The sequence below is a fragment of the Agrobacterium pusense genome, assembly GCF_013285525.1.
GTDB lineage: Bacteria > Pseudomonadota > Alphaproteobacteria > Rhizobiales > Rhizobiaceae > Agrobacterium > Agrobacterium pusense.
Map to the genome: position 1 here is coordinate 2,523,522 of NZ_CP053856.1, position 23,979 is coordinate 2,547,500.

General features: G+C 58.8%; 25 protein-coding genes (1 of these 25 cut by a window edge). 8 read left to right on the forward strand and 17 right to left on the reverse strand.

Annotated elements, in window-relative coordinates; genetic code table 11:
• Nucleotides 1-90: 90 nt before the first annotated feature.
• The 6 genes from ahcY to chvI all read right to left on the reverse strand — a co-directional run bounded on the left by ahcY (nucleotide 91) and on the right by chvI (nucleotide 5,460).
• On the reverse strand, nucleotides 91-1,491 hold the full coding sequence (gene ahcY / locus HQN82_RS12225) for an adenosylhomocysteinase (RefSeq protein WP_004444302.1): 1,401 nt from the start codon (nucleotides 1,489-1,491) through the stop codon (nucleotides 91-93).
• A gap of 127 nt (nucleotides 1,492-1,618) precedes the next feature.
• Nucleotides 1,619-1,894 (reverse strand): HPr family phosphocarrier protein, encoded by a 276-nt coding sequence (locus HQN82_RS12230; protein WP_004444304.1) that lies wholly within the window; start codon nucleotides 1,892-1,894, stop codon nucleotides 1,619-1,621.
• Nucleotides 1,895-1,905: 11 nt separating this feature from the next.
• Nucleotides 1,906-2,307: a PTS sugar transporter subunit IIA gene (locus HQN82_RS12235; RefSeq protein ID WP_003505374.1), complete on the reverse strand. Its 402-nt coding sequence runs from the start codon at nucleotides 2,305-2,307 to the stop codon at nucleotides 1,906-1,908.
• A 125-nt stretch (nucleotides 2,308-2,432) separates the two neighbouring features.
• Nucleotides 2,433-2,897 (reverse strand): HPr kinase/phosphorylase, encoded by a 465-nt coding sequence (locus tag HQN82_RS12240; RefSeq protein WP_022555319.1) that lies wholly within the window; start codon nucleotides 2,895-2,897, stop codon nucleotides 2,433-2,435.
• A complete protein-coding gene (gene chvG, locus HQN82_RS12245; protein ID WP_022555320.1) occupies nucleotides 2,887-4,677 on the reverse strand; it encodes a two-component system sensor histidine kinase ChvG in 1,791 nt (596 codons plus the stop codon). The genes HQN82_RS12240 and chvG overlap by 11 nt, the downstream gene beginning before the upstream one ends.
• A 57-nt stretch (nucleotides 4,678-4,734) precedes the next feature.
• Nucleotides 4,735-5,460 (reverse strand): two-component system response regulator ChvI, encoded by a 726-nt coding sequence (gene chvI / locus HQN82_RS12250; protein WP_006700117.1) that lies wholly within the window; start codon nucleotides 5,458-5,460, stop codon nucleotides 4,735-4,737.
• A gap of 337 nt (nucleotides 5,461-5,797) precedes the next feature.
• Between chvI and HQN82_RS12255 the strand changes: the two genes are divergently transcribed.
• The 3 genes from HQN82_RS12255 to lysM all read left to right on the forward strand — a co-directional run bounded on the left by HQN82_RS12255 (nucleotide 5,798) and on the right by lysM (nucleotide 8,506).
• Nucleotides 5,798-7,408 carry a phosphoenolpyruvate carboxykinase gene (locus tag HQN82_RS12255; RefSeq protein WP_035208087.1) on the forward strand — a complete coding sequence of 537 codons (1,611 nt, stop codon included), beginning with the start codon at nucleotides 5,798-5,800 and terminating at the stop codon, nucleotides 7,406-7,408.
• 127 nt (nucleotides 7,409-7,535) lie between these two features.
• A complete protein-coding gene (arfB, locus tag HQN82_RS12260; RefSeq protein WP_037090022.1) occupies nucleotides 7,536-7,970 on the forward strand; it encodes an alternative ribosome rescue aminoacyl-tRNA hydrolase ArfB in 435 nt (144 codons plus the stop codon).
• 86 nt (nucleotides 7,971-8,056) lie between these two features.
• Entirely contained in the window at nucleotides 8,057-8,506 is a 450-nt protein-coding gene (gene lysM / locus HQN82_RS12265; protein WP_006700119.1) for a peptidoglycan-binding protein LysM, read from the forward strand.
• A 48-nt stretch (nucleotides 8,507-8,554) separates the two neighbouring features.
• On the opposite strand, the gene coaA is transcribed toward lysM, so the two are convergent.
• Genes coaA through hisB form a run of 7 tightly spaced genes read right to left on the reverse strand, consistent with a single transcriptional unit; the run spans nucleotide 8,555 to nucleotide 13,175 of the window.
• Complete coding sequence (coaA, locus tag HQN82_RS12270) at nucleotides 8,555-9,556, reverse strand: type I pantothenate kinase (protein ID WP_004444323.1); 1,002 nt, start codon at nucleotides 9,554-9,556, stop codon at nucleotides 8,555-8,557.
• Entirely contained in the window at nucleotides 9,553-9,876 is a 324-nt protein-coding gene (locus tag HQN82_RS12275; protein WP_004444325.1) for a phosphoribosyl-ATP diphosphatase, read from the reverse strand. The genes coaA and HQN82_RS12275 overlap by 4 nt, the downstream gene beginning before the upstream one ends.
• A 15-nt stretch (nucleotides 9,877-9,891) precedes the next feature.
• Nucleotides 9,892-10,668: an imidazole glycerol phosphate synthase subunit HisF gene (gene hisF, locus HQN82_RS12280; protein WP_112765696.1), complete on the reverse strand. Its 777-nt coding sequence runs from the start codon at nucleotides 10,666-10,668 to the stop codon at nucleotides 9,892-9,894.
• The gene (gene hisA, locus HQN82_RS12285; RefSeq protein WP_035208065.1) at nucleotides 10,665-11,408 is read right to left on the reverse strand and encodes a 1-(5-phosphoribosyl)-5-[(5-phosphoribosylamino)methylideneamino]imidazole-4-carboxamide isomerase; all 744 of its coding nucleotides are present in this window, start codon (nucleotides 11,406-11,408) and stop codon (nucleotides 10,665-10,667) included. Before hisA ends, hisF begins: the two co-directional genes overlap by 4 nt.
• Nucleotide 11,409: 1 nt before the next feature.
• A complete protein-coding gene (gene hisH / locus HQN82_RS12290; RefSeq protein ID WP_004444331.1) occupies nucleotides 11,410-12,060 on the reverse strand; it encodes an imidazole glycerol phosphate synthase subunit HisH in 651 nt (216 codons plus the stop codon).
• A 1-nt stretch (nucleotide 12,061) separates the two neighbouring features.
• Nucleotides 12,062-12,556, reverse strand: coding sequence for a DUF2628 domain-containing protein (locus HQN82_RS12295; RefSeq protein WP_173614926.1), 495 nt, complete (start codon nucleotides 12,554-12,556; stop codon nucleotides 12,062-12,064).
• 22 nt (nucleotides 12,557-12,578) lie between these two features.
• The gene (gene hisB / locus HQN82_RS12300) at nucleotides 12,579-13,175 is read right to left on the reverse strand and encodes an imidazoleglycerol-phosphate dehydratase HisB (RefSeq protein WP_112553009.1); all 597 of its coding nucleotides are present in this window, start codon (nucleotides 13,173-13,175) and stop codon (nucleotides 12,579-12,581) included.
• 201 nt (nucleotides 13,176-13,376) lie between these two features.
• On the opposite strand from hisB, the gene hslV reads away from it, so the two are divergent.
• The 4 genes from hslV (at nucleotide 13,377) to HQN82_RS12320 (ending at nucleotide 18,734) form a co-directional block, all read left to right on the forward strand.
• On the forward strand, nucleotides 13,377-13,901 hold the full coding sequence (gene hslV, locus HQN82_RS12305; RefSeq protein ID WP_004444336.1) for an ATP-dependent protease subunit HslV: 525 nt from the start codon (nucleotides 13,377-13,379) through the stop codon (nucleotides 13,899-13,901).
• Between the two features lie 73 nt (nucleotides 13,902-13,974).
• Nucleotides 13,975-15,282, forward strand: coding sequence for an ATP-dependent protease ATPase subunit HslU (gene hslU, locus HQN82_RS12310; RefSeq protein ID WP_004444342.1), 1,308 nt, complete (start codon nucleotides 13,975-13,977; stop codon nucleotides 15,280-15,282).
• Between the two features lie 198 nt (nucleotides 15,283-15,480).
• Nucleotides 15,481-16,446, forward strand: a complete 966-nt coding sequence (locus tag HQN82_RS12315; protein ID WP_004444344.1) for a DUF1402 family protein — start codon at nucleotides 15,481-15,483, stop codon at nucleotides 16,444-16,446.
• Between the two features lie 119 nt (nucleotides 16,447-16,565).
• Nucleotides 16,566-18,734 (forward strand): malate synthase G, encoded by a 2,169-nt coding sequence (locus HQN82_RS12320; RefSeq protein WP_173614927.1) that lies wholly within the window; start codon nucleotides 16,566-16,568, stop codon nucleotides 18,732-18,734.
• 76 nt (nucleotides 18,735-18,810) lie between these two features.
• Here the strand turns inward: HQN82_RS12320 and HQN82_RS12325 are convergent, their stop codons facing one another.
• Complete coding sequence (locus HQN82_RS12325) at nucleotides 18,811-19,524, reverse strand: L,D-transpeptidase (RefSeq protein ID WP_006700126.1); 714 nt, start codon at nucleotides 19,522-19,524, stop codon at nucleotides 18,811-18,813.
• A gap of 184 nt (nucleotides 19,525-19,708) precedes the next feature.
• On the opposite strand from HQN82_RS12325, the gene HQN82_RS12330 reads away from it, so the two are divergent.
• On the forward strand, nucleotides 19,709-20,194 hold the full coding sequence (locus HQN82_RS12330; RefSeq protein ID WP_004444350.1) for an MmcB family DNA repair protein: 486 nt from the start codon (nucleotides 19,709-19,711) through the stop codon (nucleotides 20,192-20,194).
• A gap of 4 nt (nucleotides 20,195-20,198) precedes the next feature.
• Here HQN82_RS12330 and HQN82_RS12335 read toward each other — a convergent pair whose 3' ends face one another.
• The 3 genes from HQN82_RS12335 to hrpB all read right to left on the reverse strand — a co-directional run.
• Nucleotides 20,199-20,786 (reverse strand): ActR/PrrA/RegA family redox response regulator transcription factor, encoded by a 588-nt coding sequence (locus HQN82_RS12335; protein ID WP_004444351.1) that lies wholly within the window; start codon nucleotides 20,784-20,786, stop codon nucleotides 20,199-20,201.
• Between the two features lie 69 nt (nucleotides 20,787-20,855).
• Nucleotides 20,856-22,163, reverse strand: coding sequence for a two-component system sensor histidine kinase ActS (actS, locus tag HQN82_RS12340; RefSeq protein ID WP_173615018.1), 1,308 nt, complete (start codon nucleotides 22,161-22,163; stop codon nucleotides 20,856-20,858).
• A gap of 26 nt (nucleotides 22,164-22,189) precedes the next feature.
• Nucleotides 22,190-23,979, reverse strand: partial view of an ATP-dependent helicase HrpB gene (hrpB, locus tag HQN82_RS12345; protein WP_173614928.1) — the 3' portion only. It continues 697 nt past the right edge of the window; only the last 1,790 of its 2,487 coding nucleotides appear in the window; its start codon lies beyond the right edge, outside the window; its stop codon occupies nucleotides 22,190-22,192.

The window sequence follows — 23,979 nt, forward strand, 5'->3', positions numbered from 1 at the left end:
AAAAGGGAGCGCGCAAAAAAGATGCCGCGCGCTTTGTCAAGCGCGCGGCATCTAGATATTGTGTAATTTCAGTGGATATTAACTATGAAATTAATATCTGTAGTGGTCCGCCTTGAACGGGCCCTGCTTCGAGACGCCGATATAATCTGCCTGAACGTCGGAAAGTTCAGTCAGGCGCACACCAAGCTTCTCGAGATGGAGGCGTGCGACCTTCTCGTCGAGGTGCTTCGGCAGCACGTAAACGTCGTTCTTGTATTCGCCCTGCTTGGTGAAGAGTTCGATCTGGCCCAACACCTGGTTGGTGAAGGAGGCCGACATGACGAAGGAGGGGTGACCGGTGGCGTTGCCAAGGTTCAGAAGACGGCCTTCGGACAGCAGGATGATGCGGTTGCCCTTCGGGAACTCGATCATGTCGACCTGCGGCTTGATGTTCGTCCACTTGAGGTTACGCAGCGATGCGACCTGAATCTCGTTGTCGAAGTGGCCGATATTGCCGACGATCGCCATGTCCTTCATCTCGCGCATGTGCTCGATGCGGATGACGTCCTTGTTGCCTGTCGTGGTGATGAAGATATCGGCGGAGGAAACAACGTCCTCCAGGCGAACGACTTCGAAACCGTCCATGGCGGCCTGCAGTGCGCAGATCGGGTCGATTTCGGTCACCTTCACGCGGGCGCCGGCGCCCTGCAGCGAAGCGGCCGAACCCTTGCCAACATCGCCGTATCCGCACACCACGGCAACCTTGCCGGCCATCATTACGTCGGTTGCACGGCGAATGCCGTCAACCAGCGATTCTTTGCAACCGTATTTGTTGTCGAACTTGGACTTGGTGACGCTGTCATTGACGTTGATCGCCGGGAAAGGCAGCAGGCCCTTCTTGCTGAGGTCGTAGAGACGGTGCACGCCGGTCGTCGTTTCTTCGGTGACACCCTTCAGGGCGTCGCGCTGCTTGGTGAACCAGCCGGGCGAAGCCTTGAGGCGCTTGTTGATCTGCGCGAAGAGAATTTCTTCTTCTTCGGAGCCGGGATTGGAGAGCACGTCTTCGCCCGCTTCCGCGCGTGCGCCCAGCAGGATGTACATGGTGGCATCGCCGCCATCGTCGAGGATCATGTTGGAGAGACCGCCGTCGGTCCACTGGAAGATCTTGTCGGTATATTCCCAATATTCCGTCAGGCTCTCACCCTTGACGGCAAAGACCGGAATGCCGGCTGCCGCAATGGCCGCTGCAGCATGGTCCTGGGTCGAGAAGATGTTGCAGGAGGCCCAGCGAATGTCTGCACCGAGTTCCTTCAGCGTCTCGATGAGAACGCCGGTCTGGATCGTCATGTGAAGCGAACCGGAAATGCGGGCGCCCTTCAGCGGCTTGCTTTCACCGAACTCCTTGCGGCAGGACATCAGGCCCGGCATTTCGGTTTCGGCGATGTCGAGTTCCTTGCGGCCGAATGCGGCAAGGTTGATATCGGCGACGATGTAGTCCTTCTCAAGGCTCATGAGATTCTCCAGATCAGAAGCGCCGCACATCGCGGCCCGGCTTTTTACGTAGCAGCGGTTTAGCAGGCCACGAGCGATCTGGCAATAATGATATAAAGAAGTCTTTATGTCTTTATATGGCGCCGGCTCAGGCTTCTTCGCCGAACCGGTCGGCGACCAGGGCCTCAAGTGCGGCGAGCGCCTCTTCGGCCTGATTGCCGCTCGCCTCGACATAGACACTGCATCCGGGGCTGGCCGCCAGCATCATGAGACCCATGATCGAGGTGCCGCCGACGGTCATGCCGTCTTTCGAAACCGTGATGGTCGCGTCGAAGCCTTCAACCATCTGCACGAATTTCGCTGATGCCCGGGCATGGAGACCGCGTTTGTTGATGATCGGTAGTTCCCGGGAGAGTGGCGACATGGGCTGACTTCTTATTTGCCGCTTAAAACGCGGCTGGCGACGTTGATATATTTGCGGCCGGCATCGGATGCGTCCTGAAGGGCCTTGTCCATATTGTCTTCGCTGCGAACGCCGGCAAGTTTGATCAGCATCGGCAGGTTAACCCCGGCGATGACTTCGACATTGCCGTTATTCATGACCGAAATCGCAAGATTGGAAGGCGTGCCGCCAAACATGTCCGTCAGGATGATGACGCCATTGCCGTCATTGGCGCGCGCGACAGCGTCGATGATATCCTGCCGGCGCTGATCCATGTCGTCTTCGGGACCGATACAGACCGTCTCGATCAATTTCTGGGGACCGACGACATGCTCCAACGCATGACGAAACTCCTCAGCCAGCTTGCCATGGGTGACAAGCACTAGTCCGATCATGAAATGCTCCCTTGCACACGCACTCTCATTGCCGACTATCGCAACGCGGCAATCCTGTCCATCGGTGGGATTTCATCTTGATGAGGAAAATGCGAATCGCAAGCCTAAAATCGCCCGAATCATCGTCACTTCACATTCGTTTTGAAAAGATTCTGAGCAAGTGCAGCAAATTTTCCATAGGGCATGAGACTTGAAAGCGGAATACGCAGAAGCGGAAGATGCCCGCCGCACGGCAGCGATAACATCTCGTCATCTTCGGGAAGTCTTGGATTTTCGGGTGAAACAACTGTCGTGACGGCGAAATGTAGTGGCGCGCGCGCAATGCTTTTAAGTGAAACAATGCCGCTGCCGCGTAATTCCAACAGGCCGGCGATGGCTTCTGGCCGTTCGGCGATGATGGTCTCGCCATCGCGATACACGAAAATCTGATCGTCCGCAATCAATGCGGCCGGCAATCCGCACCGTTCCGCCTCCGTCAGGAAGCTGAAGGCGAGTTCGCTTTTGCCGCTGCCCGACGGCCCCGTGAAAAGGATGCCGGTGTTTTGAACAACGACGGCGGTTGCATGCAGGTTGAAGCGTTCAGCGTTCATGGGTTTCGGCCGCCGGCAGCGACAGGGTGAAGCGCGCGCCTGATATCACGCCATATTTGTCGACGACGTTCTCTGCCCGCAGGCTGCCGCCATGGGCTTCCGCGATCTGGCGGCTGATGGAAAGGCCAAGGCCGGAGTTCTGTCCGAAACCTTCGCTCGCCGGCCGGTCGGTGTAGAAACGCTCAAAAATCCGGTCGATATCTTCGGCCTGAATGCCGGGCCCGTTGTCCTCCACCTGCACGATGCAACGATCCTTGTGACGGGAGAGGCGCACGGTGATGCGGCCACTTTCTTCGGCAACGAAGGAGCGCGCATTCTCGATGAGGTTGGTGACGATCTGGCCGATACGCAGATCGTGGCCGTTCACCACGAAGGAGGTCTTTGTGCCCGCTTTCCGGTCGACAACATAGTCGATCGTCACGCTTTTCTTCTTGGTGCTTATCTGGCGGGATATATCCACCAGACCCTTCATCAGCACATCAAGATCGAGCGGCGCGGCGTCGGCGCGCGCCAGTTCGGCGTCAAGCCGTGAGGCGTCCGAAATATCGCTGATCAGGCGGTCGAGACGGCGCACATCGTGGAAGATGATCTCGGTCAGGCGCTGTTTGGACTCTTCGGTCTTGGCGCGCGGCAGGGTTTCCACGGCGCTGCGCAGCGAGGTCAGCGGGTTCTTGAGCTCGTGGCTGACATCGGCGGCGAAACTTTCAATCGCATCGATACGGTCGTAAAGCGCCGTCGTCATTTCACGCAGCGCAATAGAGAGGTTGCCGATCTCATCCTGGCGCGCCGAGAAATCCGGTATTTCCTCACGGGTTCTCGCCCCGCGGCGTACGCGGATTGCGGCCGCCGACAGCCGCCGCAGCGGCGTGGCGATGGTGGAGGAGAGGAGCAGCGACAGCACGATGTTGACCAGCGTGGCGATGCCAAAGACGCGCATGATGGCGAGGCGCTCGGCATGCACGATCTTGTCGATATCGCCCGCTTGTGTCGAAAGCAGCAGAACGCCGAGCACTGCCCGGAAGCGCTGTACCGGTACGGCCACGGAAACAATCAGCTCACCCTTTTCCGTGACACGCACGACCGCGCCGCGCACGCCGGTCAGCGCGTTCATCACTTCCGGATAGATAGAGCCATCGCCGCCGGGCGCTTCCTTGTATTGCGGCAGGCTGCTCGGCTGCAGCATGCGGTTGAACATGCTGGTGAACCAGTCGCCCCAGGTCTGCGTCTCGGGCGTTACTGGCGGCAGGTCGAAGCGCAGCACCTGACCGCGCGAATAAAGATGTCGGGAATCGAGCAGCAGATTGGCATCGGCATCGAACAGCCGCGCGCGAGTGCGCGTCGGCGAAATCAGCCGCCGCAGCACTGGTGCCACCCGTTCGGGATTGATCGGGAAACTCAAATCCTCATCGTTCGGTGCGGGCGTGATGCTCTGGCCCGCCTGCAACTCGAGCAGCTTTTCCGGATTGATGGTGATCGAGTTGGTATCGACAGAGGCGGAAGCGGAAACCGCGCCGGCGATGATTTCGCCCTGCGTCAGCAGGCTTTCCACGCGCGCATCGATCAGCCCCTCGCGGAACTGGTTGAGATAGAGAATGCCGCCGACCAGAACCACCGTCGCGGCGACGTTGAAGAACAGGATGCGGCGCGTGAGGCTGGAAAACACCGCATTGCCGAAAATGCGCCGGATGATCGTCAGCGGATGGATACGATGGCGGCGTTCGCTGCCGCGTTCTTCGGCATCGTCACTGTCCGAGACGGTTTCCGGCGTTTTTTTCAACACGTATTCAAGTCCTTACCACCCCATACCGGGCGGTCCCTTCTGCGTGAGTCGGCTCGTTCAAGCCGCTTCGCGGAAGCGATATCCTACGCCATAAAGCGTTTCAATCATATCGAAGTCGCCATCGACCAGTTTGAACTTCTTGCGAAGACGCTTGATGTGGCTGTCGATGGTGCGGTCGTCCACATAGACCTGCTCGTCATAGGCGGCATCCATCAGCGCGTCGCGGCTTTTCACGACACCTGGACGTTGTGCCAGCGAATGCAGGATGAGGAATTCGGTTACCGTCAGTGTTACCGGTTCGCCCTTCCAGGTGCAGGTATGCCGTTCCTGATCCATGGCGAGCTGCCCGCGCTCCAGTGTGCGCGCCTGTTGGTCTGCAGTCGGCTTCAGAACGTTGCCGGTTGCGGCGGATGCTTCGCGGCTGCTGGCGCGGCGCAGGATGGCTTTGACGCGTTCCACCAGAAGGCGTTGCGAGAACGGCTTGGTGATGAAGTCGTCCGCGCCCATCTTCAGGCCGAACAATTCGTCGATCTCTTCATCCTTCGAGGTGAGGAAGATGACCGGCAGATCCGACTTCTGGCGAAGGCGCCGCAAAAGCTCCATGCCATCCATGCGGGGCATCTTAATATCGAAAATGGCGAGCTGCGGCGGACGGGCGATCAACCCGTCAAGCGCGGAAGCGCCGTCCGTATACGTTTCGACCCGGTAGCCTTCGGCTTCGAGCGCGATCGATACCGAAGTGAGAATATTCCGGTCATCGTCGACAAGCGCGATCGTCTGCATGTAGTTGGTCTCCATCGTCATTTTCTCGTAACTCCCGACATTCACCCAGCCAGGTTGTGCGCCGCGAGCCACTCTCTTGAGTATAAAGGTGGAACAAATTGTGGCAAAGGAAAACTCACCTAAAATCGCAAGGGTAGGACGAGGAGATTTCGTAGAGACGCCGCAGCTGAATTTTAATGCGTCTTCAACCGATTTAAAAAGAAATAAAATCTTTTAAATCGATTAATATATTGAAATTACTAAGTTTTTTAAACTTCGGCTCTTGCGTTTCCAAGAGGTGCCACGTATTTTCCGTGAAAATTTCAACGGCCTTATCGTCATTAACAAGGAACGCGTCATGACCGAGATTGGGGTTCATAATCCTGCCAACGGAGTTGCAGAACTCGGATTGGGCAAGGCTTCCCGCGTCTTTTATAACCTCAATGAGAGCGAACTATACGAAGAGGCAATCCGCAACGGCGAGGCCGAGCTGACCATCGATGGTGCGCTGCGCGCCGTCACCGGCCAGCACACGGGCCGTTCTCCGAAGGACAAATTCGTCGTGCGCGACGCGTCCACCGAGAACACCATCTGGTGGGACAACAACAAGCCGCTGTCGCCGGAAAACTTCGAGTTGTTGCGCCAGGACATGTTGGCCCATGCCGCCGGAAAGACGCTCTATGTTCAGGACCTGATCGGCGGCGCCGATGAGGAAAACGCTCTGCCGACACGCGTCGTCACCGAGCTTGCCTGGCATTCGCTGTTCATCCGCAATCTGCTGATCCGTCCGAAGCAGGAAAAACTGGCGGGCTTCAAGCAGAAGCTCACCATCATCAACCTGCCGAGCTTCAAGGCAGATCCGGCCCGTCATGGTGTCCGTTCGGAGACAGTCATCGCCTGCGATCTGACCAACGGCCTCGTTCTCATCGGCGGCACGTCCTATGCCGGTGAAAACAAGAAATCGGTCTTCACGGTGCTGAACTACCTGCTGCCGGCCAAGGGTGTCATGCCCATGCATTGCTCGGCCAATGTCGGTCCGCAAGGTGATTCCGCCGTTTTCTTCGGCCTCTCCGGCACCGGCAAGACCACGCTGTCGGCTGATCCGTCGCGCACGCTGATCGGCGATGACGAACATGGCTGGGGCGAACACGGCATCTTCAATTTCGAAGGCGGCTGCTATGCCAAGGCGATCAAGCTTTCGGCGGAAGCCGAGCCGGAAATTTACGCCGCTACCCGCCGTTTCGGCACGGTTCTCGAGAACGTCGTGCTGGACGAAAACCGCGTTCCTGATTTCAACGACAATTCGCTGACGGAAAACACCCGCAGCGCCTATCCGCTGCACTTCATTCCGAATGCATCGGAGACGGGCATTGCCGGCCACCCGAAGACGATCATCATGCTGACGGCTGACGCCTTCGGCGTGCTGCCGCCGATTGCCCGGCTGACACCGGAGCAGGCCATGTACCACTTCCTCTCCGGTTACACCGCCAAGGTCGCCGGTACGGAAAAGGGCGTGACCGAGCCGGAAGCGACATTCTCCACCTGCTTTGGCGCCCCCTTCATGCCGCGCCATCCAGCCGAATATGGCAACCTGCTGCGTGAGCTGATCGGCAAGCACGGTGTGGATTGCTGGCTGGTCAATACCGGCTGGACCGGCGGCGCTTACGGCATCGGCAAGCGTATGCCCATCAAGGCCACCCGCGCGCTTCTGACCGCCGCTCTCACTGGGGATCTGAAGAACGCACAGTTCCGCACCGATGCGAATTTCGGCTTCGCCGTCCCTCAGTCGCTTGAAGGTGTTGACAGCGCGATCCTCGATCCGCGTTCCACCTGGGCCGATGGCGCAGCTTATGACGCGCAAGCCAAGAAGCTGGTGTCGATGTTCGTCACGAACTTCACCAAGTTCGAAGACCACGTCGACAGCAAGGTTCGTGACGCAGCGCCGGGCCTTTTGCTCGCGGCAGAATGAATAAGCCTCGTTTATGAGGAGGAAGGGAACCCGGCCCAAGTGCCGGGTTTCTTTTTGCCGGGTTCTTTCGTTTTGTCCTTGTTTTCATTTTTCACGATCTGTGGCATCACCGGCGCGGAGAGAAAACATGGCCAGCGACCCGCTTCACATCAATAACCGCATCACTATTGCCGGCTGGGAGCTGACGGAGCAATTCGTGCTGGCCGGCGGGCCGGGCGGCCAGAACGTCAACAAGGTTTCGACAGCGGTTCAGCTATTTTTCGACATTGCGAATTCACCCTCCCTTCCGGAAAGGGTGAAGGTCAATGCGTTGCGGCTCGGTGGCAGGCGCGTATCAAAAGAAGGCGTGCTGATGATCGAAGCGAGCCGGTTTCGCAGCCAGGAGCGCAATCGTGAGGATGCGCGCGAGCGCCTGAAGGAACTGATCCTCGAAGCCGCCGCCCCCCCGCCGCCGGTGCGCAAGGCTACCAAACCCACCAAGGGCTCCGTCGAGCGCCGCCTCAAGGCGAAGTCCGGTCGCTCCGATATCAAGAAGATGCGCGGCAAACCTTCGGGCGAATAGGCGACGATCAGACGACGAATCTTTCGCCCTTGTCATAGAGCTTCAAATATCGTCTGGTAAGCCTCCCTACAACCAAGGAGGGTGCTATGGGTCTGTTCAATTTCATCAAGGAAGCGGGAAAGAAGCTTGGTATCGGCGGCGACGACGCGCCGGATGTCGAAGCGGTCAAGAAGGAACTCGCTTCCCACGATCTCGGCACCGACAAGGTTCAGGTCGAGGTGGTGGATGACAAGGTTGTCCTGAAGGGCGAAGTGGCCGATCAATCGATTTTCGAAAAGGCGGTCATCGCGGTCGGCAACACGCTCGGCATTTCCAAGGTCGAGGCCGGCGAGTTAAAAGTGGCCGAAGCGCCGGCGAAAGAACCGGTCTTCTATACGGTCAAAAAGGGTGACAATCTCTGGAAGATTGCGGAAGCGCAATATGGCAAGGCCAATGGCGCGAAGAATAACATCATCTTCGAAGCCAACAAGCCGATGCTGACGCACCCCGACAAGATTTATCCCGGCCAGGTTCTGCGCATTCCAGACCTTGCCTGATAACGCCTTGTAATCGCTGCGACGGAGATGCCGCCTTCGCGGCATCTTTCACAATTTGCGAAGCGCGACCGTGTCGATCAGGTGGTTTTTGCCCTTGCGCAAAATAAGGTCGGCGCGCGGGCGGGTCGGCACGATGTTCTGCCGCAGGTTCTTCAGGTTGATGTTCTGCCAGAGGCCTTCAGCAATGCTGAGCGCCGCTTCTTCGCTGATCGAGGCATAACGGTTGAAGAATGAATTAGGATCGCGGAAGGCGGTTTTTCTCAGATTCATGAACCGGTTCACATACCAGTTGTGAATAAGGCCTTCATCAGCGTCGATATAGATCGAGAAATCGAAGAAGTCGGAAACGATCGGCACGATCCTCCCGCCTGCCGGCAGGTCGCGCGATTGCAGCACGTTGATGCCTTCGAAGATGAGAATATCCGGCTGGTCGATGACAGTGAACTCGTTCGGCAGAACGTCATAGGTCAGGTGCGAATAACGCGGCGCCTTGACATTGGGCTGGCCTGCCTTGATGGCCGACAGGAAACGCAGGAGCGCGCCGATATCGTAGCTCTCCGGGAAGCCTTTGCGCTCCATCAGATTCTCGCGCCGCAATACCTCGTTCGGATAGAGAAATCCGTCAGTAGTGATGAGGTCAACCTTGGGACTGGAAGGCCAGCGCGCCAGAAGCTCTTTCAGAATACGTGCCGTCGTGGATTTGCCAACGGCAACGGAGCCGGCGATGCCGATGACGAAGGGCGTCTTGTTGACGTCAGCCATGTTGAGGAAGCGGTTGCGCTGCTCAAACAGCAGCTGCGATGCTTCCACATGGGAAGACAGCAGGCGCGACAGAGACAGGTAGATGCGCCGCACCTCATCCAGATCGATCGGATCATCCAGCGAACGCAGCCGCTTGACCTCGTCGGCAGAAAGCGTCAATGGCGTGTCGGCACGAAACTTCGACCATTCTTCCGAACTGAAGAAGTGGTAGGGCGAATATTCATCCGGTCGGAAATGATCGAGTGTGCTCGGCATGCCTCTCTCCCCGCTGCCTGCCTCGATCTTCATGATGTCGGCCTCGCTGCCTTTTCCGCAAGACCGGTTTGCCCGGTCCTGCGCTCCAGCTCGGCGAAAACCTCATTCAGCGGGATGTCGGCGATCTTCAAAACCACCAGCAGATGGTAAAGCAGGTCCGCCGCTTCGTTCTTCAGCCCGTCGCGGTCTTTTGCGATGGCCGCAATGACGGCTTCCACGGCTTCTTCGCCGAGTTTCTTCGCCGCACGCTCCTGGCCAGCCGCAACCAGCTTGGCCGTCCAGGATTCGTCAGGAGAGGCAGCGGCGCGGGTTGCGACGATGCGCTCCAGATCGGAAAGGGAAAATGCGCTCATGGGGGAATCCTGCAATCAGTCGAGACGCATGGCGATGCCATGCTCGGCCATGTAGTTCTTGGCTTCACCGATCGAATAAGTGCCGAAGTGGAAGATCGAAGCGGCAAGCACCGCAGTCGCATGGCCATCCCGAACCCCTGCCACCAGATCGTCCAGCGTGCCGACGCCCCCCGAAGCGATGACAGGGACTCGAACCTGATCGGCAATGCTGCGCGTCAGGCCGATATCGTAACCGCTCTTTGTGCCGTCGCGGTCCATCGAGGTGACAAGCAATTCGCCGGCGCCGCGTTCGACCATCTTGATGGCGAATTCCACGGCGTCAATCCCGGTCGGCTGGCGTCCGCCATGGGTGAATATTTCCCAGCGGCCTTCTTCCCCATCCTCCGAAACCCGCTTGGCGTCGATGGAGACGACGATGCACTGGTTGCCGAACTTGTCGGCCGCCTGCGCCACGAAGTCGGGATCCTTGACCGCTGCGGAATTGATCGAGACCTTGTCGGCCCCGCACAGAAGCAGCTTGCGGATGTCGGCGACGGCGCGAACGCCGCCACCGACGGTCAGTGGCATGAAGCAATGATCGGCGGTGCGTGAAACGACATCGAAGATCGTGTCGCGATTATCCGAAGAGGCGGTAATGTCCAGGAAGCAGAGTTCGTCCGCGCCTGCCGCATCATAGGCTTTCGCCGCCTCGACCGGGTCGCCGGCGTCGATCAGGTCTACGAAGTTCACGCCCTTGACGACACGGCCGTCTTTCACATCCAGGCAGGGAATAACGCGGGCTTTTAGGGTCATACGCGTACCTCCTTTGCGGCCTTGATGAGGGCGAGCGCCTCCGCCGGATCGATACGGCCGTCATAAAGCGCGCGGCCGGAAATCGCGCCCTCAAGCTTTGCCGCATCCGGCTGCAACATGCGCTTGATGTCGTCGATGGAGGCGAGACCACCGGACGCGATGACCGGGATGGAGACGGCGTCGGCCAGTTCCAGCGTTGAGGCCCAATTTATACCGGCCAGAATGCCGTCACGATCGATATCGGTATAGATGATCGCGGCAACACCAGCGCCTTCGAAACGTTTGGCAAGCTCGATCACGCCGAGTTCGGAGGCTTCCGCCCAGCCTTCCACCGCAACCTTGCCGCCCTTGGCATCAATGCCGACGGCGACCTGGCCGGGAAAACGCTTGCAGGCTTCAATGACCAGAACCGGATCGCGCACCGCCACGGTGCCGAGAATGACGCGAGCAAGCCCACGGCTCAGCCAGGCCTCGATATGATCGAGCGTGCGGATGCCGCCGCCCAGCTGCACCGGGTTTTTCGTCGCCTTCAGAATGGCATCAACCGCCGCGCCATTGACCGTCTGGCCGGCGAACGCACCGTTGAGATCAACGACATGCAGCCATTCAAAGCCTTGATCCTCGAAAGCTTTCGCCTGTGCGCCGGGGTCGGTATTATAGACGGTGGCCTGGTCCATATCGCCGAGTTTCAGGCGAACGCACTCACCGTCTTTAAGGTCGATTGCGGGAAAAAGAATCATGTCAGGGCTTCCAGCGCAGGAAATTGGAGATCAGGGCAAGGCCGAGCGTCTGGCTTTTTTCCGGGTGGAACTGCGCGCCGGCCATATTGTCGCGACCGACAAAAGCCGTCATCGCGCCACCGTAATTTGTGGTGGCGATGACATCCGTCGAGTGCTTGGCCGCCAGATGATAGGAATGCACGAAATAGGCGTGCAAGCCATCCGCGCCCGTCTTGATGCCGTCGAACAGCGGGTGGGCGTGGCGGATTTCCAGCGTGTTCCAGCCGATCTGCGGAATCTTCAGGTTCTTATCGGCAGGCGTCATTTCCACCACGTCACCCTCGATCCAGCCGAGCCCGGTGCTAACAGTCTTTTCCAGCCCGCGCGAGGACATGAGCTGCATGCCGACGCAGATGCCGAGGAAGGGATGCGCCTTTTTCTCGACGGCTTCAAGGAGCGCCTCATGCATTCCGGGAACGGCATCCAGACCGGCGCGGCAGTCGGCATAAGCGCCGACACCAGGCAGCACGATGCGGTCTGCCGAGGCGACGTGATCCGGCTTGTCGGTCAAATCGATGGTTGCGTTGATGCCGGCTTCACGCGCGGCACGCTCGAAAGCTTTGGTGGCCGAACGCAGATTGCCCGAACCGTAGTCGATGATCGCGACACGCATGTCAGCGCCTTCCATTCAAGTCGAAAATAAACGGTCCGGCGGGATCGTTGACGAAGTTTTTGCCGCCGCTCTTTCGCGGCGAAGGGGTCCAGACCGGGTGCGACAGCTGTTCTTCCGCGTCAGCGTTTTCGGAGAGACGGGAGAAATATATGTCTTCGGCGCTCGAAAGATCAGGGGCGGAAACGACTGACTTCAGCGTCCAACCCTTGCGGATCAGGTGCCGGACGAGAAAATTGCGTCCCTCCAGCGCTGTTATGAGCCCAATCGTGAAACCAACAAGAATTCCGGCAGGTTCGAATCCGGCTAACATCGAGACTTGTCCGGCTGCAACGAGTGCGATGACAACGATAGCCGTCGCCAGCCACAGCCGGTTGATCGCAAGCCATAACCATGGCGCAAAGAGAGCCAGCCAGACGAAACGATCGGCAATGAATCGGGTCGTCTTGTGGTCCCTGTCCGGCCCGTTGGGGGCTTCCAGAACGAGATAGCTTGTCATGGGCTTCCTGACAGCTTTGGCGTCAGGCCAGCATGCCCTTTGTTGAGGGAACGCGGCCTGCCTGCCGGGGGTCGATCTCGGTTGCCGTGCGAAGAACGCGGGCAACGGCCTTGAAGCATGTTTCGGCGATATGATGGTTGTTGGCGCCGTAATGGTTCAGGATATGCAGCGTGATGCCGGCATTCTGGGCGAGCGCCTGAAAGAATTCGCGCACCAGTTCCGTGTCGAAGGTGCCGATCTTTGGCGCGGAAAAATTGACGTTCCAGACGAGGAACGGCCGGCCGGAAATATCGATGGCGGCCTTGGTCATCGTCTCGTCCATGGCAAGGTCGAGCGAGGCGTAGCGGGTAATACCGCGCCGGTCGCCAAGCGCCTTCGCGATCGCCTGGCCAATGGCGATACCGGTATCTTCCACGGTGTGATGATCATCGATGTGCAGGTCGCCCTGAACCTCGATCTCCATGTCGATCAGCGAATGGCGGCTCAGCTGGTCCAGCATATGGTCGAAAAATCCCACGCCGGTGGAAATTTTCGATTTGCCGGTGCCGTCGATATCCACACGCACCGAAACCGAGGTTTCGTTGGTCTTGCGGATAATCTCGCCTTTACGTTCTGCCATTTTGGCCGCTCCGTGAAAATGTCGCCGTTCCTTATCAGCACGGGACACAAATATCCAGTTGTTCCATCGTCTTGGCTGACCTGCGGAAAACCCGGTGTGATCCCGGTGATTGCAATCGCAAAAACCAGACTTACATAGAACCCGAAAAGGGCCGCAACCCGGCCCGTTAACTCCAGGCCCGGCAGGGCAGACAGGTGTTTGATGACAACAATCATTACAGTCAGAAAGGGCGGCAAGGTCGTCATGGCTGGCGACGGGCAGGTGAGCCTCGGCCAGACCGTCATGAAGGGCAACGCCCGCAAGGTTCGCCGCATCGGCAAGGGTGAAGTGATTGCCGGTTTCGCAGGCGCGACGGCCGATGCTTTTACTTTGCTTGACCGCCTCGAGAAGAAACTCGAGCAATATCCCGGCCAGCTCATGCGCGCCGCCGTGGAACTCGCAAAAGACTGGCGCACGGATAAATATCTGCGCAATCTCGAAGCGATGATGCTGGTCGCCGATAAATCCACCACGCTTGCCATTACCGGCAATGGCGATGTGCTGGAGCCCGAGCACGGCGCAATCGCCATCGGTTCCGGCGGCAATTATGCTTTCGCTGCCGCCCGCGCCATGATGGATACCGACAAGTCGGCCGAAGACGTGGCCCGGCAGGCGCTCGATATCGCCGCCGATATCTGCGTTTATACCAATCACAATCTCGTCGTGGAAACGCTCGACGCCGAGTAAGCGTATTTCTCACCAATGGGTCCTGTGGGCCGGGCCGAATGGCCGGCCGGAACAGGAAAGCCGAGAGGACAGAATGACCACTTTTTCTCCCCGGGAAATCGTCTCGGAACTGGACCGCCACATCATCGGTCAGCACGATGCAAAACGGGCGGTCGCGATTGCGCTGCGCAATCGCTGGCGTCGCCAGCAGCTCGATGAGAGCCTGCGCGACGAAGTGATGCCGAAAAATATTCTCATGATCGGGCCGACCGGTGTCGGCAAGACGGAAATCTCGCGCCGCCTCGCTAAGCTAGCCGGCGCGCCTTTCATCAAGGTTGAAGCCACCAAGTTCACCGAAGTCGGTTATGTCGGCCGCGATGTCGAGCAGATCATTCGTGACCTTGTCGAGATTGGTATCGGCCTCGTGCGCGAAAAGAAGCGCGCCGAAGTGCAGGCCAAGGCGCATCAGAGCGCCGAAGAGCGCGTGCTCGACGCGTTGGTCGGCTCAACCGCGTCACCGGGCACGCGCGAGAGCTTCCGCAAGAAGCTGCGCGATGGTGAATTGGACGACAAGGAAATTGACATCGAGGTGGCCGATAGCGGATCGGGCATGCCCGGTTTCGAAATCCCGGGCATGCCGGGCGCCAATATTGGCGTGCTCAACTTGTCGGAAATGTTCGGCAAGGCCATGGGCGGACGCACCAAGAAGGTGCGCACGACGGTGTCGAAATCCTATGCCGACCTTATCCGCGACGAATCCGACAAGCTGCTGGACAATGAGATGATCCAGCGCGAAGCGGTCAAGTCGGTGGAAAATGACGGCATCGTCTTCCTTGACGAGATCGACAAGATTGCGGCCCGCGATGGCGGCATGGGCGCCGGCGTCTCGCGCGAAGGCGTGCAGCGCGACCTGCTGCCGCTCGTCGAAGGCACGACGGTTTCGACCAAATATGGGCCGGTCAAGACCGACCATATCCTGTTCATCGCATCGGGCGCCTTCCATGTGGCGAAGCCGTCGGATCTCCTGCCTGAGCTTCAGGGCCGCCTGCCGATCCGCGTTGAGCTGAAGCCACTGACGAGGGAAGATTTCCGCCGTATCCTGACGGAGACGGAAGCAAGCCTCATCCGCCAGTACAAGGCGCTGATGGCGACGGAAGAACTGGATCTCGACTTCACCGACGACGCCATCGATGCTCTGGCTGATGTGGCCGTTCATCTCAACTCGTCGGTCGAAAATATCGGTGCCCGCCGTCTGCAGACGGTAATGGAGCGTGTTTTGGACGAAATTTCCTTCAACGCGCCGGATCGTGGCGGTTCCGCCGTCAAGATCGACCAGGAATATGTCCGTAAACATGTCGGCGACCTCGCCGCCGATACGGACCTCTCGCGCTATATTCTCTGAAGACTTCAGGGATCGAGGAAAGAAGAGTGCGGCCATATTTGCCGCACTCTTTTATTTTATCTGCCTCATCTCGCATTCAGCCCGCATTTTGTTTATGGGAAGGGCTGCATTCCGATTGGAACCGTTTTAGTGGAATGATCAGGTTTTCCAGCACCTTTCGCTGGCAGAAGCCGCAGGCTTGAGAAAAGGCATTCGCTCGTGCGCAAAACTCTTCTGGCATTTGCCGCTGCTTTGACGTTTACCGTCACCGCGTCTTCTTATGTGCAGGCCGCAACGGTCGTGCCGCCGGGCAATCGCAATGCCGAGCAACCGGGTGTTCCCGGTGCTTCCGCAAAAAGAACCAAGGCGTCCAACACGTCTTTTGAGCGCAAGTACCAGAAGGTCATCGATCTTTTGTCTTCTGACAAGGCGCTGATCGCCAAGATCAAGTCGACGGCCGGGCGTTACGGGATTGATCCGATCCATATGATCGGCGCGATCGTTGGCGAACACACTTATAATGTCGATGCCTATGACCGGCTGCAGTCTTATTACGTCAAGGCAGCTTCTTACGCGGGTAGCAGCTTCCGTTTCGGCTATAAGGATGAAACGATTGCGCAGTTTCTGACGCATTCGCAATTTTCCAAATGCCAGTCGAAGAAGGATTCCTACAGTCTCTGGAACTGCCGGGAAGATGTATGGGATGACAGTTTCCGCGGCAAGACCGTCGATGGCGTGACCTATCCGAACAACCGTTTCAGTGCTGTGTTCTTCCAGCCCTTTTATGCCGGCCAGACCTTCGGCCTCGGCCAGATAAATCCGCTGACGGCGCTGATGCTGTCCGACATGGTGGCGAGAACGTCGGGTTATGAGAAGTTGGATGAGAACGACGCCACCGCGGTCTACACCGCCATCATGGACCCCGACCGCTCGCTGGCTTTCATGGCGGCCTCTATCCGCAAATCGATCGATGATTACCGGTCGATTGCCGATATGGACATTTCGAAGAATCCGGGCGTGACCTCCACGCTTTATAATGTCGGTGGGTCGCAACAGCGCGCTGCCATTCTGGCCCAAAAGAACCGCCAGCGCGCCGCAGGCGGGGAACAGCCACTGTTGCCGGAGGAAAATTATTACGGCTGGCTGGTGAATGACCGCATCAAGGATCTCCAGGCGCTTTTGTAGAAAACGGCGACTATCGGCTGCATTGTTTCCAAAAAGGAAATAATATTTGGCTGGCTGCCGCAATTGACGAGCGCCCGCCTCCGCGTCCAATCTGTGTTTCCAGAATAGAGGAGGCGCATGTGAGCCGCACGAATAAATTCGGCCTTTCCATCGATGACAGGCTTTATGCCTTTTTGACTGAAGATGTCCTGCCGGGCACGGGTCTAAACAGCGAGGCGTTCTTCGAAGGCTTTTCGGCCATTGTTCACGAGCTTTCTCCGAAGAACCGTGAACTGCTCGCCAAGCGCGATGCGTTGCAGGAAAAAATCGACGGCTGGTACCGAGAGAACGGTGCCCCCTCGGATTTCGATGTATACGAGGCATTCCTGAGGGAAATCGGATACCTTTTGCCGGAAGGTCCTGATTTCAAGGTGGAAACCAGCAACGTCGATCCGGAAATTGCTGCCGTCGCCGGTCCGCAGCTCGTTGTTCCCGTCATGAATGCCCGTTATGCGCTGAACGCCGCCAATGCCCGTTGGGGTTCGCTTTACGATGCACTTTACGGCACGGATGCCATTTCCGATGCCGATGGTGCCGAGAAGGGCAGGGCCTATAACCCGAAGCGCGGTGAAAAGGTCATCGCCTGGGCGCGTAACTTCCTCGATGAAACCGCTCCGCTTTTGAGCGGCAGCTGGTCTGATGTCACCGGTTTCGAGATCGTCGATGGGCTGCTGCAGCTTGTTGCCAGCAATGGCGGGACCGGTCTCAAGGACGAAACGCAATTCAAGGGTTTCACCGGGGAAGCGGCAAAGCCCGCGACGATCCTGCTCGGCAAGAACGGTCTGCATACCGAAATCGTGATCGATCCCTCGACCGAAATCGGCAAGGGCGACAGGGCGGGCATCTCTGATGTCATTCTTGAATCTGCCCTGACGACCATCATGGATTGCGAAGATTCGGTTGCCGCCGTCGATGCCGAGGACAAGGTTCTGGTTTACGGTAACTGGCTCGGCCTGATGCGTGGAGACCTGGCGGAAGAGGTCTCCAAGGGCGGCCACACTTTCACGCGCCGCCTCAACCCGGATCGCTATTATACAGCGCCCAATGGCTCCGCGCTGACGCTGCCGGGCCGGTCGCTGATGCTGGTGCGCAATGTCGGTCATCTCATGACCAATCCGGCAATCCTTGACCGGGATGGGCATGAAGTACCCGAGGGCATCATGGATGCCGTCGTCACGGCGCTCATTGCACTCTATGACGTCGGCCCTTCCGGGCGACGCCAGAACTCTCGGGCCGGCTCCATGTATGTGGTGAAGCCGAAGATGCATGGGCCGGAAGAAGTGGCCTTCGCCAACGAGATTTTCACGCGGGTCGAAGAGCTTGTCGGCATGCAGCCAAACACCATGAAGATGGGCATCATGGATGAGGAGCGCCGCACCACTGTTAACCTCAAGGAAAGCATTCGCGCAGCGAAGGATCGTGTGGTCTTCATCAATACAGGCTTCCTCGACCGTACCGGCGACGAAATCCATACCTCCATGGAAGCGGGTCCGATGATCCGCAAGGGCGACATGAAGCAGGCCGCCTGGATCGCCGCTTATGAAAACTGGAACGTCGATATCGGGCTCGAATGCGGTCTTTCCGGCCATGCGCAGATCGGCAAAGGCATGTGGGCCATGCCGGACCTGATGGCAGCGATGCTGGAGCAGAAGATTGCGCATCCGAAGGCTGGCGCCAACACGGCATGGGTGCCGTCGCCGACGGCGGCGACGCTGCATGCCACGCATTATCACAAGGTCGATGTCGCCGCTGTTCAGCAAGAGCTGAAAAGCCGCGGCCGTGCGAAGCTTTCCGACATTCTGTCAGTGCCGGTTGCGCCGCGTCCCAACTGGACGCCGGAAGAAATCCAGCGTGAACTCGACAACAATGCGCAGGGTATTCTAGGCTATGTCGTGCGCTGGGTCGATCAGGGTGTCGGCTGCTCCAAGGTACCAGACATCAACAATATCGGTCTGATGGAGGATCGCGCGACGCTTCGCATTTCAGCGCAGCACATGGCGAACTGGCTGCGCCACGGCGTCGTGACAGAGGCGCAGATCGTCGAGACCATGAAGCGCATGGCCGCTGTGGTCGACGCGCAGAATGCAGGCGATCCGGCCTATCTGCCGATGGCGTCTGACTTTGAAGGATCGGTAGCCTTTCAGGCTGCTGTCGAACTGGTGTTGAAGGGCCGGGAGCAACCGAACGGCTACACTGAACCGGTCCTGCACCGCCGCCGCCTCGAGCTGAAGGCAAAGCAGGCGGCGTAATCTCCGCCCTTTTCACCAATAAAAAAGCCGCCGGGACGTTTCCCGGCGGCTTTTTCTTGATCTGCTGTTGCGGCCCTTACTGGATCACGACGACCTTGGTGCTGCGGCCTGGGCGGACGCGGCTGTAAAGGTCGATCACATCCTGGTTGATCATGCGGATGCAGCCGGAAGAAGCAGCGGTGCCGATCGAGGCCCATTCGGGCGAACCGTGGATACGGAACAGCGTATCCTGTCCCTTTTCGTTAAAGAGATACATGGCGCGCGCGCCGAGCGGGTTGGAAAGGCCGGGGCCCATGCCGGCCTCGACATATTTCGCCACTTCCGGCTTGCGGTCTGCCATTTCCTTTGGCGGATGCCACATCGGCCATTCCTGCTTCCAGGCCACATAGGCTTCACCGGCCCAGGCGAAACCGGCCTTGCCGACGCCGATGCCGTAACGCACGGCGCGGTTGCCGGAGAGGATATAATAAAGGAAACGATCGCGCGTATTGACGATGATCGTGCCGGGACGCTCGTTGGTCTGGAACTCGACGATCTGGCGACGGTACTTCTCATTCACACGGTTGATCGGAATGGCCGGCAGCGCATAGCCCGCATCGGTCACCGGACCATAAACATCATTGAAGATCTGCACCGTCTCGACTTTCGCCGGAACGGGATCAGCAACCGGTACGGAGGCTGCGATCTTGCCTGATGTTGGAGTGGCGGATTGGGATGTAGTTTCGGCGCAGCCGGCCAGTGCCAGTGCTGCCGTGAGACCGAGTATGGTCAATGGGGTACGGATGCGCATGTCGTTCTCGCGGAAAATTCGCCAAATTGTGCGAAGGAGTAGGCTTAATAGGATAAATCGGTTATTTTCCATTCAGCCGCTCTTGGCAAGCCGTTGTGCAGCCGCGAAACGGCACCGCATTTAAAATTGCCGGTTGATTGCCTTTTTTGCAACAATAGGCCAAACGCTTCAGCAGCCTTTATCCATGACTATTCTTTCCGTTACCAACAATAATCCGTTAATCGACGGCCGCCAGTCGGACAAGGCGATGCTGGTGCGCCGCGGCGTGCAGGTGCTGTTGCACGAAATGCGCCACTCGGTCTTGCCGGAACTGCCGCTTGCAAGCGGGCGACGGGCAGATCTCATCAGCCTGTCGGTCAAGGGTGAAATCTGGATCATCGAGATCAAATCCTCGATCGAGGATTTCCGCGTCGATCGCAAATGGCCGGAATACCGCCTGCATTGCGATCGATTGTTTTTTGCCACCCATCCGGAAGTTCCGACCGATATATTCCCGGAGGAATGCGGATTGATACTGTCGGATGGGTATGGCGCTCACATGCTTCGCGACGCGCCGGAACATAAATTGCCGCCGGCGACCCGCAAATCTGTCATGCTGGATTTTTCCAGAACCGCTGCGACCCGGCTTATGCTGGCGGAATGGACCACCGGGCGCAGCTTTGGCGAATAGGCGCTTATTTGGGCGCGCGCTTCGCGAGAATACGCTGCAGCGTCCTTCGGTGCATGTTCAGTCGCCGCGCCGTTTCCGAGACGTTGCGCTCGCACATTTCATAAACGCGCTGAATGTGCTCCCACCGAACCCGGTCGGCTGACATCGGGTTTTCGGGCACTTCCGTCTTTTCACCCTTGCGCTGCGTCAGGGCGTTGAACACGTCGTCGGCATCGGCAGGCTTGGCCAGATAGTCCAGCGCCCCCAGTTTTACGGCGGTAACAGCGGTGGCGATATTGCCGTAGCCGGTCAGAACGACGATCTGCGTGTCGTCGCGGTTCTGCCTGATGGCTTCGATCACTTCCAGCCCGTTGCCATCCGCAAGCCGCAGATCGACAACCGCATATTTCGGCGGCGCAGCCTTGGAACGCGCGATGCCTTCGCTCACGGTCTCGGCAGTGTCGACAATAAAGCCACGTGTCTCCATGGCCCGGGCAAGCCGCCGCAGGAAAGGGCCATCGTCATCAACGATCAGCAGAGATTTGTCAGGTCCGATAGGATCGATATCGTCCGCCGGCGCGCTTGTGGATGAGGTCTGGTCTTCTGTCTTCATGTCTCCGGCCTTCCGGCAACTTCATCGGCTTTTCTTGTTCTTATTGCCGCTTCAGCGTGAATGGTAAAGTCAACGGCTTCTTTTATCCTCCATGAGCGCCCGAGGCCAGACGATTGTGACCCGCGCGCCGGTTCCGGTTGTGCCGCGATTTTCGAACGCGACGGTGGCGCCGGAGCGCTCCAGCAAGGTCTTGGCGATAAAGAGCCCGAGCCCGAGCCCACCTGCACGTGTGTCATTGTGACGTTCGGTCACATAGGGCTCGCCGATACGGGCAAGCACGTCATGGGCATAACCTGGCCCATCGTCTTCAATGATGACTGAAACGTTCTGATGATCGTAATCCACCGTTACGGTGACTTTTTCGCGCGCATAATCCACGCCATTTTCAATGACGTTGCCAAGGCCGTAGATGATGCCGGCATTGCGGATTCCGACCGGCTCGTCGGCGCGATTGTTCTTTTCAACCAGTTCCAGACGAATGCCGAATTCGCGATGCGGCGCCATTACCTCCTCGATCAGCGATGAAAGCGGCAGGCGGCGCATGTGCTCCTCATTGTCGGCGGACAGGGAGGTGAGACGACGCAGAATGTCGCGGCATCTTTCGCTCTGGCTGCGCAGCAGCGCTATGTCCTCGCCATATTTCTCATCATCCCCAAGTTCCCGCTCCATCTCCTTGGCGACGACGCTGATCGTCGCAAGGGGCGTACCCAGCTCGTGCGCTGCGGCGGCCGCCAGGCCGTCGAGCTGTGAAAGATGTTTTTCCCGTTCCAGCACCAGTTCGGTCGCAGCCAGCGCATCCGCGAGCTGATTTGCTTCGTGGGAAACGCGATAGGCATAAAAAGCTGCGAAAGACGTGGTGGCAATGATCGCCACCCAGGTGCCGACATGCAGCAGAAGCTGGATCGGCAAGACCTCACCGGGATACCAGGGAACCGGAAAGGGCGAAAAGGCGATCGCCGTCGAGCAGATGACGGCAAAGCCGAGGAGAATGAGGGAATGCCGCAACGGTTGGGAGGCAAAGGCAATGATGACCTGCACGCAGATCAGCGGCGCGAAAGGATTGGAAAGTCCGCCTGTGATATAGATCAGCGCCGTCAATTGCAAAAGGTCAAAGGCCAGCAGCAATGTCGCTTCCCACGGCTCCAGCCGGTAGGTGGAGGGAAAACGGGCGGTGAGAAAAAGGTTGGCGAGCGCCAGCGCCGCGATCAAAAGGCCGCAGGCCAAAAGTGGCAGCGGAAAATTCAGCCCGAAGGCGACAAGCAGGATCGTCGCCGTCTGTCCCGCAACCGCCAGCCAGCGAAGCCACACAATGGTCTGCAACCTTATCCTGCGGCTGGCGCGGCCAAGCCTGGTGGTTTCGATCGGATGGCCAGCCACCTTCGTCTCCTTTACCCTTGTCATCATCACGTTCCGCGCGGTTTCGCACGGCTGGTCGGCAGGGCATCGGCGGGATCCTCCGGCCACGGATGACGCGGATAGCGACCACGCATATCTGCCCGCACGTCCTTCCACGATCCCGCCCAGAAGCCGGGAAGATCACGCGTCGTCTGTATCGGCCTGTGCGCCGGCGACGTCAATTCCAGGAGCAGTGGCAACCGCCCCTGCGCAATGGCCGGGTGCGCCTTCAGCCCGAAAAGCTCCTGCACGCGAATGGAAAGCGTCGGCTCGCTGGCGTCATAGCGGATGGGATGCCGCTGGCCCGTTGGCGCTTCGAAATGGGTCGGCGCCAGCCTGCCGAGATCTCGCGCGACCTCATGTGGCACCAGGGACAGAATCCCTTCGGAAAGACTGCCGGGCCGGATGTCCTGAAGGCTCCGGACGCCATGCTGAAAAGGGATGAACCATTCGTCCAGCCGCGAAAGCAACGCCTCGTCGCTGACATCCGGCCAGGGCTCTCCGATGCTGGCATTCAGAAATCCGATCCGATCGCGCAATTGCGCGGTCTCTTTCGAAAAAGGAAGTATGCCGATGCCGAAATCCCGAACGCCGTTGGCGAGCGCTTGCGCTGCCTGCTCACCGTCGGGACGGGGCAGGGGCGTTTCGTCCAGAATGATAGCGCCCAGACGCACTACCCGGCGCGCCCGCGCCTGTCCGCTCGCCTTGTCGAACAGCAGCTGATCCTGCTGAACGATAAGATGTGGCATACGCTCTTCTATATCGGCCCTGTCGATGCCGGCCGCCGCAAGGATGCGCGGCTGCGCGGCTCGTCCCGTAATGTCAGCGACAACAAGCATTCGGCTCGCCGCCAGCCGCTCCGTTTCAGCCAGTTCAGCCCCGCGGCCATTCGCCATGACATACCGGCCGCGCGCGCCGCGCTGAAGCGCGATCCTGTCCGGATATGCGTGCAGCAGAAGCGGTCCTGCCTCGCTCGGCATGTCGTTTGCCGCCGGCATATCACCGACTGTGTAGAGAAGGCGGAAAGCCAGCTTGCGCGCCGCCTGCGCCCTTTCACCTCTATCGGCAAGAAAGCGCCGTAGCCTGTCATCGAGATCGATATTATTTCCGCCCAGGCCCTGTTCCGTCAGCATGACCGCAAGCATCGCCGCCTTTTTTCCCGAGCCTTCGCCTGCGGCTGCAATCACCATCGCTGCGAGCCTCGGCGGCAGGGAGAGGCCTCGCATCAGGCGGCCCTGCGGCATCAGTGCGCCGCTTTCATCAAGGGCGCCAAGATTTTTCAGGAGTGCGACCGATTCTTTGAGTGCAGCCTCAGGTGGCGCGTCCAGAAAGGCGAGAGACGAGGGGTCATGAACACCCCAATGGGCAAGATCGAGCGCAAGGCCGGCAAGATCGCTCGCCAAAATTTGCGGCGGCGTAAATGCACTGAGTGCTGCCGTCTGCCCCTGATGCCAGAGGCGAATGGCAACACCGGGCTCGGTTCGGCCGGCGCGGCCGGCGCGCTGATCGGCCGAGGCGCGTGATGCTCGCACGGTCTCAAGCCTGGTGATGCCGGTCGCCGGTTCGAAAACCGGCAACCGCTGCAGACCGCTGTCGACCACGACCCTCACACCATCGATGGTTATCGAGGTCTCCGCTATCGATGTTGCAAGGACAATCTTCCGTCGCCCGGAGGCTGCCGGCTTGATCGCGGCGTCCTGCTCCTTCTGAGAAAGATTGCCGTAAAGCGGGATGATATCCGTATCGTCGGGGAAATGTCCTTCCAGCCTTGCAGCCGTCCGGGTAATTTCCGACTGTC

What these genes read in the sequence shown, in the direction of transcription:
- HQN82_RS12240 (WP_022555319.1), bottom strand. Translation starts at nt 2,897, where the DNA reads ATGAACGCTGAACGCTTCAACCTGCATGCAACCGCCGTCGTTGTTCAA.
- hisA (WP_035208065.1), bottom strand. Translation starts at nt 11,408, where the DNA reads ATGATTCTTTTTCCCGCAATCGACCTTAAAGACGGTGAGTGCGTTCGC.
- hslV (WP_004444336.1), top strand. Translation starts at nt 13,377, where the DNA reads ATGACAACAATCATTACAGTCAGAAAGGGCGGCAAGGTCGTCATGGCT.
- ahcY (WP_004444302.1), bottom strand. Translation starts at nt 1,491, where the DNA reads ATGAGCCTTGAGAAGGACTACATCGTCGCCGATATCAACCTTGCCGCA.
- HQN82_RS12275 (WP_004444325.1), bottom strand. Translation starts at nt 9,876, where the DNA reads ATGAGCGCATTTTCCCTTTCCGATCTGGAGCGCATCGTCGCAACCCGC.
- HQN82_RS12295 (WP_173614926.1), bottom strand. Translation starts at nt 12,556, where the DNA reads ATGACAAGCTATCTCGTTCTGGAAGCCCCCAACGGGCCGGACAGGGAC.
- chvI (WP_006700117.1), bottom strand. Translation starts at nt 5,460, where the DNA reads ATGCAGACGATCGCGCTTGTCGACGATGACCGGAATATTCTCACTTCG.
- hisB (WP_112553009.1), bottom strand. Translation starts at nt 13,175, where the DNA reads ATGGCAGAACGTAAAGGCGAGATTATCCGCAAGACCAACGAAACCTCG.
- HQN82_RS12330 (WP_004444350.1), top strand. Translation starts at nt 19,709, where the DNA reads ATGACTATTCTTTCCGTTACCAACAATAATCCGTTAATCGACGGCCGC.
- HQN82_RS12230 (WP_004444304.1), bottom strand. Translation starts at nt 1,894, where the DNA reads ATGTCGCCACTCTCCCGGGAACTACCGATCATCAACAAACGCGGTCTC.
- arfB (WP_037090022.1), top strand. Translation starts at nt 7,536, where the DNA reads ATGGCCAGCGACCCGCTTCACATCAATAACCGCATCACTATTGCCGGC.
- coaA (WP_004444323.1), bottom strand. Translation starts at nt 9,556, where the DNA reads ATGAAGATCGAGGCAGGCAGCGGGGAGAGAGGCATGCCGAGCACACTC.
- lysM (WP_006700119.1), top strand. Translation starts at nt 8,057, where the DNA reads ATGGGTCTGTTCAATTTCATCAAGGAAGCGGGAAAGAAGCTTGGTATC.
- HQN82_RS12325 (WP_006700126.1), bottom strand. Translation starts at nt 19,524, where the DNA reads ATGCGCATCCGTACCCCATTGACCATACTCGGTCTCACGGCAGCACTG.
- HQN82_RS12255 (WP_035208087.1), top strand. Translation starts at nt 5,798, where the DNA reads ATGACCGAGATTGGGGTTCATAATCCTGCCAACGGAGTTGCAGAACTC.
- hisH (WP_004444331.1), bottom strand. Translation starts at nt 12,060, where the DNA reads ATGCGTGTCGCGATCATCGACTACGGTTCGGGCAATCTGCGTTCGGCC.
- HQN82_RS12335 (WP_004444351.1), bottom strand. Translation starts at nt 20,786, where the DNA reads ATGAAGACAGAAGACCAGACCTCATCCACAAGCGCGCCGGCGGACGAT.
- hslU (WP_004444342.1), top strand. Translation starts at nt 13,975, where the DNA reads ATGACCACTTTTTCTCCCCGGGAAATCGTCTCGGAACTGGACCGCCAC.
- HQN82_RS12235 (WP_003505374.1), bottom strand. Translation starts at nt 2,307, where the DNA reads ATGATCGGACTAGTGCTTGTCACCCATGGCAAGCTGGCTGAGGAGTTT.
- hisF (WP_112765696.1), bottom strand. Translation starts at nt 10,668, where the DNA reads ATGACCCTAAAAGCCCGCGTTATTCCCTGCCTGGATGTGAAAGACGGC.